12 protein-coding genes and 1 pseudogene are annotated in these 14,452 nt (G+C 68.5%); 4 read left to right on the top strand and 9 right to left on the bottom strand.

Translation table 11 applies throughout. The features are described from left to right. Positions 1–117: 117 nt before the first annotated feature. From ASF39_RS13570 to ASF39_RS13540, 7 genes and pseudogenes are all read right to left on the bottom strand, one after another. Positions 118–2,877, bottom strand: coding sequence for a phosphoenolpyruvate carboxylase (locus tag ASF39_RS13570; protein WP_056284711.1), 2,760 nt, complete (start codon positions 2,875–2,877; stop codon positions 118–120). Between the two features lie 207 nt (positions 2,878–3,084). Then, positions 3,085–3,978, bottom strand: a complete 894-nt coding sequence (gene sucD, locus ASF39_RS13565) for a succinate--CoA ligase subunit alpha (protein ID WP_055884226.1) — start codon at positions 3,976–3,978, stop codon at positions 3,085–3,087. A gap of 18 nt (positions 3,979–3,996) precedes the next feature. After that, positions 3,997–5,178, bottom strand: a pseudogene (locus tag ASF39_RS13560) (malate--CoA ligase subunit beta); the annotation flags it as partial. A 144-nt stretch (positions 5,179–5,322) separates the two neighbouring features. Further along, a complete protein-coding gene (gene fchA, locus ASF39_RS13555; protein WP_055884231.1) occupies positions 5,323–5,949 on the bottom strand; it encodes a methenyltetrahydrofolate cyclohydrolase in 627 nt (208 codons plus the stop codon). Positions 5,950–5,952: 3 nt separating this feature from the next. Then, positions 5,953–6,816: an NADP-dependent methylenetetrahydromethanopterin/methylenetetrahydrofolate dehydrogenase gene (locus ASF39_RS13550; protein WP_056284708.1), complete on the bottom strand. Its 864-nt coding sequence runs from the start codon at positions 6,814–6,816 to the stop codon at positions 5,953–5,955. Positions 6,817–7,042: 226 nt separating this feature from the next. Next, positions 7,043–7,987 (bottom strand): D-2-hydroxyacid dehydrogenase, encoded by a 945-nt coding sequence (locus tag ASF39_RS13545; protein ID WP_055884236.1) that lies wholly within the window; start codon positions 7,985–7,987, stop codon positions 7,043–7,045. 105 nt (positions 7,988–8,092) lie between these two features. Next, complete coding sequence (locus ASF39_RS13540) at positions 8,093–9,301, bottom strand: aminotransferase class V-fold PLP-dependent enzyme (protein WP_055884238.1); 1,209 nt, start codon at positions 9,299–9,301, stop codon at positions 8,093–8,095. Between the two features lie 445 nt (positions 9,302–9,746). Here ASF39_RS13540 and ASF39_RS13535 point away from each other — a divergent pair, with 445 nt between their 5' ends. From ASF39_RS13535 to ASF39_RS13525, 3 genes are all read left to right on the top strand, one after another. Next, positions 9,747–10,571 carry a UDP-2,3-diacylglucosamine diphosphatase gene (locus tag ASF39_RS13535; RefSeq protein ID WP_055884241.1) on the top strand — a complete coding sequence of 275 codons (825 nt, stop codon included), beginning with the start codon at positions 9,747–9,749 and terminating at the stop codon, positions 10,569–10,571. Further along, positions 10,568–11,632 (top strand): glycosyltransferase family 1 protein, encoded by a 1,065-nt coding sequence (locus tag ASF39_RS13530; RefSeq protein ID WP_056284705.1) that lies wholly within the window; start codon positions 10,568–10,570, stop codon positions 11,630–11,632. The genes ASF39_RS13535 and ASF39_RS13530 overlap by 4 nt, the downstream gene beginning before the upstream one ends. A gap of 65 nt (positions 11,633–11,697) precedes the next feature. After that, a complete protein-coding gene (locus ASF39_RS13525; protein ID WP_056284703.1) occupies positions 11,698–12,318 on the top strand; it encodes a ribonuclease HII in 621 nt (206 codons plus the stop codon). Here ASF39_RS13525 and ASF39_RS13520 read toward each other — a convergent pair. Together ASF39_RS13520 and ASF39_RS13515 are read right to left on the bottom strand one after the other, a co-directional pair. After that, positions 12,305–13,405 carry a PA0069 family radical SAM protein gene (locus ASF39_RS13520; RefSeq protein WP_082494571.1) on the bottom strand — a complete coding sequence of 367 codons (1,101 nt, stop codon included), beginning with the start codon at positions 13,403–13,405 and terminating at the stop codon, positions 12,305–12,307. The two genes, ASF39_RS13525 and ASF39_RS13520, sit on opposite strands and share 14 nt — an antisense overlap. Then, positions 13,402–13,743 (bottom strand): VOC family protein, encoded by a 342-nt coding sequence (locus ASF39_RS13515; RefSeq protein ID WP_056284698.1) that lies wholly within the window; start codon positions 13,741–13,743, stop codon positions 13,402–13,404. The genes ASF39_RS13520 and ASF39_RS13515 overlap by 4 nt, the downstream gene beginning before the upstream one ends. A gap of 183 nt (positions 13,744–13,926) precedes the next feature. On the opposite strand from ASF39_RS13515, the gene ASF39_RS13510 reads away from it, so the two are divergent. Further along, positions 13,927–14,448 (top strand): hypothetical protein, encoded by a 522-nt coding sequence (locus ASF39_RS13510; protein ID WP_055884252.1) that lies wholly within the window; start codon positions 13,927–13,929, stop codon positions 14,446–14,448. The last annotated feature ends 4 nt before the right edge of the window (positions 14,449–14,452 follow it).

Here is a 14,452-nt window from a genome sequence, read left to right as displayed (position 1 = left end):
CTTCCTAAAATGTCGACCGTATTCGATCGTCTGGCGTGCGAGGCCCCTTCGCGACCGGAGCCGCGCAAGAAACCCCGCCCTCGGCCGGGTGCCGTTCCGGCACCCGGAATTGCGGTATCAGCCCGTCGCGCCGAAGCCGACGGCGATGCAGTTGATGGAGAGCAGGAGAGCGGATTTGACCGCCTCGCGCTTGTCCTCGTCCTCCTCGGCCCTGAAACGCCGGAGGAGCTCGACCTGTTCGCGACTGACCTGGTTGATGGTCGGCAGCCGGCCGTTGAGGCGGTCGCGGAACAGGGGAAAACGCTCGGCGAGTTCGGTGCCCCCGCTCACCCGCAGGGCCATCTCGCGGGTCAGTGCGTATTCGGCCTCGATCAGCGGGAAGATCGCCTCGCGCGCGCCCACGTCGGCCACGAGGCCGGCATAATCGCGGGCGATGTCGAGATCGACCATCAACAGTGTCTTCTCGACCTCGTCGAGGATGAGGCGGAACAGGCGTGATTCCGCGAACAGGCGCTTGAGCAGGACCTCGCCCTGCGCGCCGCGGACGTCGAGGAAGCTCTTGAGGCCCGAGCCGACGCCGTACCAGCCGGTGATCACGTGCCGATTCTGCGACCAGGCGAACACCCACGGGATCGCACGCAGGTCCGATAGAGACCGGGCTCCGAAGCGGCGCGCCGGACGCGAGCCGATGTTGAGGAGCGCGATCTCGTCGAGCGGGCTCGCCGCCTGGAAATAGGTGACGAGGTCGGGGTGCTGGATCAGGTTGACGTAGGCCGCCCGCGAAGCTCCCGAGAGGGCCTCCAGCGCGTCGTCGAACTCGTTGCGCGGGAGCTTGGCGGCCTCGCGCTCGGATTTGAGCGCGTGCGCGAACACCGACGAGGCCAGGAGCTCCATCTGGTAGGCCGCCGTGCCGCGGTTGGCGTATTTGAACGAGACGACCTCGCCCTGCTCGGTGGTGCGGAAGCGCCCGTTGATCGAGCCGGGCGGCTGGGCCGCGATGGCGCGCGCCGTCGGCGCCCCGCCCCGGCTCACGGAGCCGCCGCGGCCGTGGAAGAACGCGATCGGCACGCCCGAGGCCTTGCCGAGCTGGGTCAGCTTGTCCTGCGCCTTGTACAGCTCCCAGTTCGAGGCGACGAAGCCGCCGTCCTTGTTCGAATCCGAGTAGCCGATCATCACCTCCTGCACGCCGCCCTGCCAGCGGGTGGAGCGGCGCACCACCGGAATCGAGAACAGCTCCTTCATGATTGCCGGCGCCGCCCGCAGGTCGTCGATGGTCTCGAACAATGGCACGATCGGCAGGCAGCAAATCTCGGTGCCGGCGCCGTCGAGGAAGTTTCCGGCCTCCTTGGCGAGCAGGTAGGCTCCCAGGATGTCGGGTACCGAACGGGTCATCGACAGGACGAAGGCGCCGAACGCCTCGCGGTCGAGCTGCTCGCGCATCTCGCCCACCAGCGCGAAGGTCTCCAGCGTCTCGCGGGCATCGTCGGGCAGCCCCTCGAACGAGCGGTCGCCCGAACGCGGCTTGGCGAGTTCGGAAAGCAGCCACTTCTTCCATTCGGGCGAGTCGAGTTCGGGCGGCGTCTTGTTCTGGCCGTTGGCCTGCTGCCAGAGCGCGTGCAGAGTCTTGGTGGTGCGGGTGGTGTTCTCGCGAAGGTCGAGCCGCACCGTGGAGAACCGGAAGATCTCCACCATCCGGCGTACCGGCCGCACGAGGTCGCTGGCGAGCGACGGGCATCGCGCGTCCGCCAACCCCTTCTCCAGCATGCGCAAGTCGTTGATGAGCCCGTCCGCGCTCGGATAGTCGGGTCCCGTCGAACGCAGCCCCTTGTTGCGGGCGATGGTCGCCTCGATCTTGCGCAGGATACAGGTGAGGTACTGGCGGTAGGCCTCTCCCGGGTTGCGGCTGGCGATCGCCCGGCCGTCGCCGCTCTCGGTGAGCTTCTGGGCCAGCTCCTGCTTGAACGACTCCGGCACCGGCAGCGAGCGCTCGGTGAGCGAGAGGGTGCGGCCCAGCGCCGTCACGCCATCGCGGTAGCGCCGTAGCGAGGCGAGGGCGTTGCGCTGCAGGGTGGTGCGGGTGACCGACGCCGTGACGTAGGGGTTGCCGTCGCGGTCGCCGCCGATCCAGGAGCCGAACTGGAAGAAGGCCGGCACCTCGAACTTCTCGTCCGGATAATACTCGGCCAGCGACTCCTCGAGGGAGTACAACACCTCCGGCAGCATCTCGAACAAGGTCTCGTCGAAGAAGTGCAGCCCCCAGGCGACCTCCCGCTCGACGGTGGCCTTCTCCAGGTGCAACTCGCCGGTCATCCAGACGAGTTCGATCTGGTCGCGCAGTTCGCTCATCAAGCCGTTGCGCTCGCGCTCGGTCCAGCGCGGCAATTCGAGCTCGCGCAGGACGAGATAGATGCGCCGGAACTTCTCCAGCACCGTGACGCGCTTGCCCTCGGTGGGGTGGGCGGTGATCGTGGGGCGGATGCGCAGGTCCTTGAGAAGCGCATGGATCTCGGGTGCCGCGACCCCGTCCTTCACCGCATCGGCGAGCACGGCGCTGAAGCTGCCCGACAGTTCGGCCCGGCCCTTGGTCCGCTCCACCTGGCGGCGCCGGCGCATGGCAGCGTTCTGCTCGGCGATGGAAAGCAGCTGGAACCAGATGCCCTGCACCTGGAGCGCGCGGGCCAGCATCTCGGGCGTGAAGGTCGAGATATCGGCGCGACCGTGCAGCACGTCCTCGAGCTCCGGCTCGTGGCGGCGGGCGACGTCGAGCAGGGCGTGAAACAGGATGTCGAGGGCGTCCTTGGAGGACGTGCCCGTGATCACCGGCGGCGCGAAGGCCTGGTCGACGGCGCCGAGGGGGGCGTGAAGGGTGTCGGTCATCGGGTGGCCACCTCGGTCTTGGGCGCACGAATGGTGCCCGCGTCAGGCGCGGGCGTCATCCCTCCCCCTCAGCGGGGTCGGGCGGCCCACGAAGTCGGGCGGGAGAGGGGAGCGCCGCCCTGTTCGGAGAGGTCGTTCTGCCCCTCTCCCGCCTCGCATCCGCGAGGCACCCTCCCCCGTAGAGGGGGAAGGGTTCTACGGTTCGGCTCAGGCCGCGAGCTTTCTCATCACGTCCGCCACGGTCGAACCGAATTCGCCGGGGCTCGGCGCGACGGTGAGGCCGTAGGAGCGCATGATCTCGGCCTTTTCCGCGGCCGAGTCGCCGGTCGCCGAGATGATGGCGCCGGCGTGGCCCATGCGGCGGCCCTTCGGGGCGGTGAGGCCGGCGACGAAGCCGATGACGGGCTTCGTCATGTTCTCCTTGATCCACGCCGAGGCCTCGGCCTCCTGCGGGCCGCCGATCTCGCCGATCATCAGCACCGCCTTGGTGTCGGGGTCCTGCTCGAACAGGGCGAGGTGGTCGAGGAACGACGAGCCGTTGATCGGGTCTCCGCCGATGCCCACCGAAGTGGTGATGCCGATGCCCACCGCCTTCATCTGAGCGGCGGCCTCGTAGCCCAGCGTACCCGAGCGCGAGATCACGCCGACGTTGCCCTTGAGGTAGATGTGGCCGGGCATGATCCCCAGCATCGACTTGCCGGGCGAGATGATGCCGGCGCAGTTCGGGCCCACCACCATCGAGCGGCGGTCCTTGGGATAGCGCATGAGGTAGCGCTTCACCCGCATCATGTCCTGGGCCGGGATGCCGTCGGTGATCGAGCAGATCAGCTTCAGGCCGGCGTCCGCCGCCTCCATGATCGCGTCCGCCGCAAAGGGCGGGGCCACGAAGGTGATGGAGGTGGTGGCACCGGTGGCCGCCACGGCCTCCTTGACGGTGTTGAACACCGGCAGGCCGAGGTGGGTCTTTCCGCCCTTGCCCGGCGTCACGCCGCCGACGACGTTGGAGCCGTATTCCACCATCTCGCGGGCGTGGAACGTTCCCTTGTCACCGGTGATGCCCTGGACGATAATCGGGGTCTTCTCGTCGATCAGAATGCTCATGGTCTGCTCTCCCCGACCTTAATGCTTGCGCTTGGCGGCGTCGCAGGCCGCGACGGCCTTGGCGGCGGCATCCGACAGGCTGTCGGCGGTGATGAGGTCGAGACCGCTCTCGGCCAGGATCTTCTGGCCCTCCTCGACATTGGTGCCGGCGAGGCGGACGATCAGCGGAACGTCGATCTTCACCTCCTTGGCCGCCTGGATCACGCCCTGGGCGACCCAGTCGCAGCGATTGATGCCGGCGAAGATGTTGACGAGGATCGCCTTGACGTTGCGATCGGACAGCACGAGCCGGAAGGCCGTCGCGACCCGGTCCGGCGAGGCACCGCCGCCGACGTCGAGGAAGTTGGCCGGCTCGCCGCCGGCGTGCTTGATCATGTCCATGGTAGCCATGGCCAGGCCCGCGCCGTTGACGATGCAGCCGATCTCGCCCTCGAGGCCGATGTAGCTGAGGTTGTGCTCGGCGGCCTGGGCCTCGCGCGGATCGCCCTGCGAGGGATCGTGCATGTCGGCGATGTTGCTGCGGCGGAACATGGCGTTGTCGTCGAACGACATCTTGGCATCGAGGGCCAGCACCCGGTCGTCCTTGGTGACGACGAGGGGGTTGATCTCGAGCATGGTGCCGTCGCAATCGCGGAACGCCCGATAGGCGTTCATGATCGTCTTCACGGCGGCCGAGACCTGCTTGATGTTCAGGCCGAGCTGGAACGCGATCTCGCGGGCCTGGAACTGCTGCAGTCCCACCGCCGGCTCGACGACCACTTGGATCAGGGCCTCGGGCTCGTTGGCCGCGATCTCCTCGATGTCCATGCCGCCGCGCTGCGAGGCGATGACGCGCACCCGCTCGGTCTTCCGGTCGAGGACGTAGCCGAGGTAGAGTTCGCGCTCGAACGGGTCGGCGGTCTCGATGTAGACGCGCTGGACCGGCTTGCCCTCTGGCCCCGTCTGCAGCGTCACCAGGCGCTTGCCGAGCAGGTCCTTGGCGGCGTCGCGGACCTCGTTGTAGGTCCGGCACAGCTTGATCCCGCCGGCCTTGCCGCGGGCGCCGGCGTGGATCTGGGCCTTCACCGCCCAGAACGAGCCGCCGAGTTCGGTGGCGGCATAGACCGCCTGATCGGGGCTGAACGCCACGGCGCCCTTGGGAACCGCGACTCCGAAGCCGGCTAGAAGCTCCTTGGCCTGGTATTCGTGGACATCCATCTGCTCACTCCTCGACGCTTCCCTTGGCGCGGACCTTCTCGTAAATTTGACTTCACGAAAAGGCCTTTGCCATTTTTATTTTTTTACATTCTCTTTCAGTCTGCCTTGAGAGCAGCCGGAATGCTTGAGTTTGGACAGTGAACCGGCTCAGTTCACCTTGGTCTTCACGACCTCGTAGATGGCTTCGTTCTTCGCGCCCGCATCGCCGAGCAGACCTTCGAGTTCGGCCAGGCGCTGTTCGGCGAAGCCGCGATCGTCCAGGCCCTTGGCGTTGACGTAGACGTTGAGCGCGGCGCTGCGCAGGCCGGCGTAGGCCGAGAGTACGGCGACCCCGGCATCCGAGATGACGTTGAGGTTGCCCTTGTCGGCTACGGCCTGGGCGAGGTCGACGACCTCGCGGCAGGCCTTGCAACAGGCGAGCGGCACGTCGGTGGCCACCTTCAGCACCTCCTGGATCTTGGCCGCGCGCGCGGCCTTCTCCTCGTCGGTGCCCTTGGGCAGCCCGTAGGCCGCCATCACCGCGTCGAACGCCTCGACGTCGTCGGCGATCATGCCCGTGAGCTTGGCCCGCAACGCTTCGGACTGGACGAGGATGCCCTTCAGCTCCTCCTCGACCTCCACGTACTTCTTCTTCCCGATGGTCAGGTTGCAGACCATGCTGAGGAGTGCGGCGCCCATGGCGCCGGAGATGGCGGCGGCGCCACCCCCACCGGGGGTCGGGGCCGAACTCGCCAGACCGTCGAGGAAGTTCTGGATGGTTTCGGTGGCGGCCATGGTTCAGGCCATCGACTTGGCGAGGGCGTAGATCTCCTCGGCGTCGAACACCGTCTCGGTGCTCTCGAAGAGCTTGCCGACGCAGGCGCGGTGGAGCTTGAGCTTCAGGCCGCCGATGCCGAGCGCACCGAACACGATCTTGCCGTGGCGCTCCTTGGCCTTGTCCATCGCGTCGATCCCGCCGAAGCCGAGCGGGGGCTGGGCGTTGTAGTCGGCGATGAACTCGATGCTGGCCTCTTCCTTCCAATCGGCTTCCGAGAGGAGCTCGATGCCGATGGCGCCGGCGGAGAACACCAGGTTCTGGCCCTTCACGATGGCGGCGCGGGAGGCGGCGTCGGGCGTCGCGGCCGCCGAGATCGCGACCTTGAAGCGCTGGTTGATCTGGTCGGCGGCGGCCTGGGCCTTGTCGAGCGAGCGCCCGCACAGGACCACGCTGGCGCCTTCCTGGGCGAGCAGCGCGGCCGAGCGCATGCCGACGGGGCCTGTCCCGGCCAGCACCACGGCCTTCTTGCCCTGGAGCGAACCGGCGGCCTTCTGCACCAGCGCGACGCCGGCGGCGGCCGTGGTGTTGGAGCCGTTGGAATCGAGCATCGTCGAGACGCGGAAGGGCCCGAAGAACCGCTTCTTGACCGCCTTCAGCACCGCCTCGCCGGCGGCCATGTTGCCGCCGCCGACGAAGATCGCGGTGGACTTCTTCTCGGAACCGCCGCGGGTGTAGATCGTGCCGTCCACCAGCGCGCCGACGTTCTCGGGCGTGACGTTGCCGTAGCCGGTGATGTGATCGGCGCCGCCGTCGTAGCCGACAACGGTGTCGAACACGCTGGGCACCGCGTCGGTATCGAACAGGAACAGCAGTTTCTTGGTCATGTCTTCGGATCCTCTGGCCGCATCGCTGAGCGGTCGGCGTTTCGACTGGGCGTTACGGGACGTCGGCGTGGGCGCGTCGGTGCGTCGTCGTTCCGGGGCGCCGCACGGGCGAACCGGGACTCCGAAGCCGCCGAGGGTGCTCCATCCTGCCGCGTCGACGGTTATGGGTTCCGGGGTCTGCTCCGCAGCCCAGGACCGACAGGTGGCGCGATCGTACCGCCTCCCTTCAAGACTCGACCACGTTCTGAGGCTTGCCCGCCACGAAGGCCTCGACGTTGTCCACCAGCTGGTCGGCCAGGATCTGCATGGCCTGCTTGCTCGCCCAGGCCACATGCGGCGTGACGATGAGGTTGGGCAGGTCGAGCTCGCACAGGATGTTGCCGTTCTTCGGGGGCTCGGTCATCACCACGTCGAAGCCGGCGCCGCCGATGGTGCCGGCCTTGAGCGCCTCGGCCAGGGCCTCCTCGTCCACGAGGCCGCCGCGGGCGGTGTTGATGAGGATGGCGCTCTTCTTCATCTTCGCCAGCTGCTCGCGCCCGATCATGTTGCGGGTCTCGGGCGTCAGCGGCGCGTGCAGGGTGATGACGTCCGATTCCGTCAGGATCGTCTCTAAGTCGACGAGGCCTTCCTGCGGGAACACGTCGTAGGCGATGACCTTCATGCCGAGGGCTTCGGCGCGCTTGGCGATGGACTTGCCGAGCGCCCCGTAGCCGACGATACCCAGGGTCGAACCTGCGATGTCGTGGATCGGGTAGTCGAAATAGCAGAACTGGGTGGACTTGGCCCAATCGCCCCGGCGCACGGAGTTCGCGTAGGGCACGATGGCCCGGCGCAGGGCGAACATCAGTCCGATCACGTGCTCGGGCACGGTGTTGAAGGCGTAGTTTCGGATGTTGACGACGGTGATGCCGCGCTCCTTGGCGGCGGCCTTGTCGACGACGTCGGTGCCGGTGGCGGCCACAGCGATCAGCTTGAGGTCCGGCAGCCTCGCCAGGGTGTCGGCCCGCATCGGAACCTTGTTGATCAGCGCGATCGACGCGCCCTGAAGCCGCTCGACGATCTCGTCGGGTGTCCAGGTCGACTCGTATTCCTTGTACGCGTGCGGGAAATTGAATTCGCGCACGGTGGCGTCGAGGGACTCACGGTCGAGGAAGACGATTTTGTGCGTCATGGAAACTCTCGGTGACGTCCCCGCGCGAGGCACGGCCGAACGCGAACGCGTGGTCTGTCGAAGGTCCGGGGCCGGTCGTCGAGACCGGCCCCGGGAGGGGTCGGATCAGGCCTTGAACAGCGGGTTCTCGCGCAGGTAGCTCGAGGCGGCGGCGACGCCGGAGCCCGGCTGCACCTTCACGCCGTTGTCCAGCATCGACATCTCGGCACCGGCGATGGCGCCGAGCAACGAGAGCTCGTTCAGGTCACCGACGTGGCCGATGCGGAACACCTTGCCGGCCACTTTGCTCAAGCCCGCGCCGAGCGCCAGGTTGTAGCGCACGTAGGCGTGCTTGATGATCGCGGCGGCGTCGACACCCTCGGGAGCGAGGATCGCCGTCACCGTGTCGGAGTTCCACTTGGGCTCCTTGGCGCAGGTCTTGAGGCCCCAGGCCGCCACGGCCTGGCGGGTCGCCTCGCCGAGCACGTGATGGCGGTGATAGACGTTCTCGAGGCCTTCCTCTTTGATGCAGGCCAGCGCCTCGCGCAGGCCGTAGAGCAGCGGCAGCGACGGGGTGTAGGGGAAGTAGCCGCCCGGGTTCTGCTTCTGGTGGTCGGACCAGGCGAAGTAGACGGCCGCGAGACGGTCGTTCTTGCCCGAGGAGGTCTCGGCGGCCTTGAGCGCCTTCTGGCTGACGCAGATCACGCCGAGGCCGGCCGGCAGCATCAGGCCCTTCTGGGAGCCGGCGATGGCGCAATCGACCTTCCACTGGTCGGCGTAGAACGGCAGCGAACCGATCGAGGACACGCCGTCCACGAACAGCAGCGCCGGGTGGCCGGCCGCGTCGATGGCCTTGCGCACCGCACCGATGTCGCTGGTGACGCCGGTGGCGGTCTCGTTGTGGACCGTCATGACGGCCTTGATCTCGTGGTTCTTGTCGGCCCGCAGGGCCTCCTCGATCCGCTGAGGATCGGCGCCGGTGCCCCACTCCTCGTCCTGGACGATGACCTCGAGGCCGAGGCGCTCGGCCATGTCGACCCAGAGATGGCTGAACTGGCCGAAGCGCGAGGTCAGCACCTTGTCGCCGCGCGACAGGGTGTTGGTGAGCGCGGATTCCCAGATGCCCGTGCCGGAGGCCGGGAACAGGAAGATGGTGCCGTCGGTCGAACCGAACACCATCTTGGTGTCCTCGAACAGGGGCTTGGTCAGCGCCGGGAAATCCACCGAGCGGTGATCCTCGGAGGGGACGATCATCGCCCGCATCACGCGGTCGGGGATGTTGGTCGGGCCCGGCACGAAGAGGTGGTTGCGACCAGGCCGTTTCGTTGGCGCCATGATGATTGTCTCCGGTTCCCAGTGCGTCTCGCGACCGCGATGTGGCGGCGCCTCGAACGATGATTGTCTGCCGACGGGTCGTGACGACCCGGCGCGCCCATCCCTGTAGTCCAGAGCGTCGTACGGGTGTCGCGTTCGTAGAACGCCGTCCACCGGTTCCGTCCGCTCCGTCCCGAAACGCCGACCCGGCGTGAGATGGCCGCGCGCAAGGGACGGCTCGCGCCGCCCCTGTCGCGCCGGCAATATGGCGAGCTTCCGCTGTGAAGGAAAACTGAAAAAACTTGTCCACGCGACTCAAAAAATTGCGCTGCAACAGAGGGCCCGCACGCGGCCGCCGACGACCGGTTTCCCGGGGCGCGCTCGGGCCGCCGCGTGGGGCCGCGTCATCAAACTGATACGGGAATCCGGTTTGGCTCCGGCACGACGCGTCTGCCCGGAGATCCCCGTGAGCGAAGACAACGAGAAGGCGATCCGTGTCCGGACGCTCTTCCTGTCCGACATGCACCTGGGCACCAAGGGCTGCCAGGCCGCCCTGCTGCTCGACTTCCTGCGCGACTACGATGCCGACGAGATCTACCTCGTCGGCGACATCGTCGACGGATGGCAACTGAAGTCGGGCTGGTACTGGCCCCAGAGCCACAACGACGTGGTGCAGAAGCTGCTGCGCAAGGTCCGCAAGGGCACGAGCCTGATCTACGTGCCCGGCAACCACGACGAGTTCCTGCGCGACTACCTCGGCGCGCACTTCGGCGGCATCGAGGTCGCCGACCAGCGCGTGCATGTGGCCGCCGACGGCAAACGCTACCTCGTCATCCACGGCGACCAGTTCGACATGGTGGTGCGCCACGCCAAGTGGCTCGCCTACCTCGGCGATGGCGCCTACACGGCGGCGCTCTTCATCAACACGCACCTCAACACCGTGCGCCGCCGCCTCGGTCTGGCCTATTGGTCGCTCTCGGCCTGGGCCAAGCTGAGGGTGAAGAACGCCGTCAACTTCATCGGCAAGTTCGAGGAGCTGCTCGCGGCGGAAGCCAAGCGCGTCGGGGCGGACGGGGTCATCTGCGGCCATATCCACCACGCCGCCAACCGGCAGATCGACGGGCTGACCTACCTCAACACCGGCGACTGGGTGGAATCCTGCACGGCCATCGTCGAGCATTACGACGGCACCATGGAGGTGCTGCATTATCCCAGCGTCCTGCGCGCCCGCGAGGCCGCCTCCGCGGTGACCATCGCGGTCGACAGGGGCGGGGCGCGGGCCGTCGCGTGAGGCTGCTCATCGCCACCGATGCCTGGCACCCCCAGGTCAACGGCGTCGTGCGCTCCCTCGAGCACATGGCCGCGGCGGGACACGCCTTCGGCTTCGAGACGATCTTCCTCACCCACGAGAACTTCGCGTCCCTGCCGCTGCCCGGCTACCCCGAGATCAGGCTCGCCTATGCGACCCGCACGAAGGTCGCCCGGCTGTGGTCGCAGTTCGCGCCGACCCATGTCCACATCGCCACCGAGGGGACGGTGGGCTACGCCACGCGCCGCCTCTGCCTGGCGCAGGGGCGGCCCTTCACGACGAGCTACCACACCCGCTTTCCCGAATACCTCTCCGCCCGACTGCCGGTGCCGGAAGCCTGGAGCTATGCCTGGCTGCGACGTTTCCACGATGCCGCCAATGGCACCATGGTCAGCACGCCGTCCCTGGAGCAGGATCTCTCCGCGCGGGGCTTCACGCGCCTGATGCGCTGGACGCGCGGTGTCGACACTGACCTGTTCCGGCCTCAGGAGAGCGACGCGCTGGCCGGCCTGCCGCGCCCCGTCTTCCTCTTCGTGGGCCGTGTCGCCGTCGAGAAGAACATCGCGGCCTTCCTCGACCTCGATCTGCCTGGCAGCAAGGTCGTGGTCGGCGACGGTCCGGACCGCGCCAGGCTGGCCTCGCTCTACCCGGCCGCCCGCTTCCTCGGGATGCGGACCGGCGCCGGCCTCGCCGCGGTCTACGCCGCCGCCGATGTCTTCGTGTTCCCGAGCCTCACCGACACCTTCGGCATCGTGCTCCTGGAGGCTCTGGCCTCCGGCGTGCCCGTGGCCGCCTACCCGGTCACCGGCCCCCTCGACGTGATCGGCGGCACCGACGCCGGCGTGCTCGACGCGGATCTGCGCAAGGCGGCCCTGGCGGCCCTCGACATCCCGCGCAAGACCTGCCGGACGGAGGCCTTGCGCTACACCTGGACCGAGAGCGCGCGGCAGTTCTTCGGCAACATCGAGCGCGCCCACGGGCTGCCCGCGCGACGGCGCGAGCGCGTCGCGCCCGCCGTTGTCGGTTCGGTCGAGCCCCGTTAGACGATCCCTGTCCCTGCCGGACGAGCGGTTCGGCCCCGGGGCTCGTTCTTCGCGCGACGGTTCTCATGCCTCCCTTCGATCCCGCGTCGCCCGGCCGCTATCCCGCCGTCGTCGGCTGCGACGAGGTCGGGCGCGGGGCCCTGTGCGGGCCGGTGGTGGTGGCGGCGGTCTGGTTCGATCCCGCCGCGATCCCGCCGTCGGTGCTGGGACGCCTGGACGACAGCAAGCGCCTCGACCGCGCGACCCGCGAGGCGCTGGCGCCGGAGATCCGGGCCTGCGCGCGTATCGCGCTGGCCGCCGGCTCCCGCGCCCTCGTCGAACGGATCAACGTGCGCGCCGCCACGCTCGACGCCATGCGCCGCGCCGTCGTCGGTCTCGGCCTCGACGGCCCCGTGATGGTGGACGGCCGCGATCCCATCCCGGGGCTCGACCGGCCCTGCACGGCGATCGTCGGAGGCGACCGGCTGGTGCCCCAGATCGCCGCCGCCTCCATCCTGGCCAAGACGGTGCGCGACGCCCTGATGCGGGCCCTGGCCGTCCGCTACCCGTCCTATGGCTGGGACAGCAACGTCGGCTACGGCACCCGCACCCATCTGGCGGGCCTCGCCAGCCTCGGGCGCACCCCACACCACCGCATCAGTTTCACCCGCCGCTACGCTCAGCTCCCCGGTGTCACAGCAGGCTGAGCTGGGCGCCGTCGCGGGAGGGTCTGACGAACAGGTCGGTCCGCAGCGGGACGCGGGTCTCGCGGTAGCCCAAGCGTTTTCGCGCGAGCCGCATCCGCTCCGCGATCAGCTCGGCATAGGGACCGGCACCGGTCATGCGCCGGCCGAAGGCGGCGTCGTAGGCCTTGCCGCCGCGCGCCTGGCGGACCTGGGACATCACGTGCCGCTTCTTGCCGGGGTAATGCGCACTCAACCAGTCGCCGACGAGGTCGTCGAGTTCGAGCGGCAGGCGCAGCAGGACGTGACGGGCTTCCATCGCGCCGCAGTCCCGCGCCCGCGCCAGGATCGCCTCGATGTCGTGGTCGTTGAGCGAGGGGATGATCGGCGCCACCATGACGAGAACCGGAATACCCGCCGCCGTCAGTTGCCGGATCGCGTCGAGGCGCCGTTCCGGATGCGGTGCGCGCGGCTCCATCCGGCGGGCCAGGGCCGGATCGAGGGTCGTCACCGACATCGCCACCTTCACGAGGCCCATCTCGGCCATGTCCGACAGGATGTCGATGTCGCGGGTGACGAGATTCGATTTCGTGACGATACCCACGGGATGCCGGGCGCGCGCCAGCACCTCCAGCACCTGCCGGGTCAGGCGGTGCGTCCTTTCGATCGGCTGGTAGGGGTCGGTGGCGGTTCCCAGCGCGATGGTGGCCGGGCGGTAGCCGGGGGCCGCGAGCTCGCGCTCCAGCAGCCGGGCCGCATCCGGCTTGGTGAACAGCCGCGTCTCGAAGTCGAGCCCCGGCGAGAGGCCGACGTAGGCGTGGTTGGGCCGCGCGAAGCAGTAGACGCAACCGTGCTCGCAGCCACGATAGGGGTTGATCGACCGGTCGAAGGCGATGTCGGGCGAGGTGTTGCGGGTGATGATGCTGCGCGCGGCCTCCGGCAGGACCTCGGTACGCAGGACTTCGGCGCGCAGGACTTCGGCGCGCGGGGCGGACGGGGCCTCGTCGCCACCCCAGCCGTCGTCGAAGGCCTCGTGCCGGGCCGCCTCGTAGCGTCCGTCCGGATTGACCGTGGCGCCGCGCCCCTTGAACGTACGCGCCGCCGCCGTCATCGCTCCGACCAGACCGCGAGCTCGGTTCCGGCCGGATCGCGGAAATGGAACCGCCGCCCACCCGGAAAGGCGAAGATCGGCCTCACGACGAGGCCGCCGGCCGCCTCGACCCGCACCAGCATGGCTTCGAGATCCGTCGCATAGAGGACGGCGAGCGGCACGCGGGTCCCCTTCTGCGGATCGCCATCGAAGCCACCCTCCAGCCCCTCGTCAAAGGCGCAATAGGCGGGTCCGTAGTCGACGAAGGTCCACCCGAACGCTTGCGCGTAGAACGCCTTCACGGGTCCGAGCGTCCCGCCGGGCAGTTCCAGATAATCGATCTTGCCGTCCTCGCGCATGGTCGTCCTCCGCAGTCCGGTGATCGAGCATCGGCCGACACAGAGAACATAGCAAGAACGTCAGATCGGCGATTCTGCACGGATTTCGGGCAATTCTCGCGAATGGTCGCGACAACCCCGATTCCGATGTGCCTGGCGTGGAGCGACCGCTTGGCGACCCGCCAAAATGCGGTATGGGCGCGCATGATTTCAGGCTTGATCCATGTCGCCAGACCCGGTGATGCGCTTGCCGTCGATCGCCTCGCGGATTCGCTGGCCGCCCTCGTGGCGGGCGTGGCGGCCGGGCTCGTGGGTGATGCGGTGATCGTCGTGCCGACCTCCACCGAGGCCATCGAGGCCGTGGCGGAGGCCACAGGGGCCACCCTGGTGGTGCGCACCCGCGGCGCAAGCCCCTGGACGGCGGGTGCCAGGATAGCGCGGCGCGAGTGGGTGCTGTGCCTGGAGGCCGGCGACGTCCTCGCGGAAGGCTGGATCCGCACCCTCGACCGGTTCATCGGCATGGCCCGGCCCGACGTCGCTCTGGGCAGGCTGCGGCGACCTCACACCCGGCTTCCGATCCGCCTGGCCGCCCGCGGTGAGGCTGTGGTCGGCGTCAGCCGGCCGCGCCCGGGCGATCTCGTCCGACGCGACCGTCTGCTCGCCGAGCCCACCTTCTCGCCGCGCCTGCGTCCACGCCGGCTCTCCGCTCGGATCGATCGGCCCTGAGCGG

Origin of the sequence: Methylobacterium sp. Leaf108 (assembly GCF_001423265.1) — a bacterium.
Lineage (GTDB): Bacteria > Pseudomonadota > Alphaproteobacteria > Rhizobiales > Beijerinckiaceae > Methylobacterium.
The sequence above is the reverse complement of the archived record's forward strand: the minus strand, read 5'-3'. Positions and strand labels throughout refer to the sequence as shown.

Bases quoted from the DNA above. Each gene is read 5' to 3' on its own strand.
- ASF39_RS13570 (WP_056284711.1), bottom strand. From the start codon at position 2,877: ATGACCGACACCCTTCACGCCCCCCTCGGCGCCGTCGACCAGGCCTTC.
- sucD (WP_055884226.1), bottom strand. From the start codon at position 3,978: ATGAGCATTCTGATCGACGAGAAGACCCCGATTATCGTCCAGGGCATC.
- fchA (WP_055884231.1), bottom strand. From the start codon at position 5,949: ATGGCCGCCACCGAAACCATCCAGAACTTCCTCGACGGTCTGGCGAGT.
- ASF39_RS13550 (WP_056284708.1), bottom strand. From the start codon at position 6,816: ATGACCAAGAAACTGCTGTTCCTGTTCGATACCGACGCGGTGCCCAGC.
- ASF39_RS13545 (WP_055884236.1), bottom strand. From the start codon at position 7,987: ATGACGCACAAAATCGTCTTCCTCGACCGTGAGTCCCTCGACGCCACC.
- ASF39_RS13540 (WP_055884238.1), bottom strand. From the start codon at position 9,301: ATGGCGCCAACGAAACGGCCTGGTCGCAACCACCTCTTCGTGCCGGGC.
- ASF39_RS13525 (WP_056284703.1), top strand. From the start codon at position 11,698: ATGCCTCCCTTCGATCCCGCGTCGCCCGGCCGCTATCCCGCCGTCGTC.
- ASF39_RS13520 (WP_082494571.1), bottom strand. From the start codon at position 13,405: ATGACGGCGGCGGCGCGTACGTTCAAGGGGCGCGGCGCCACGGTCAAT.
- ASF39_RS13515 (WP_056284698.1), bottom strand. From the start codon at position 13,743: ATGCGCGAGGACGGCAAGATCGATTATCTGGAACTGCCCGGCGGGACG.
- ASF39_RS13510 (WP_055884252.1), top strand. From the start codon at position 13,927: ATGATTTCAGGCTTGATCCATGTCGCCAGACCCGGTGATGCGCTTGCC.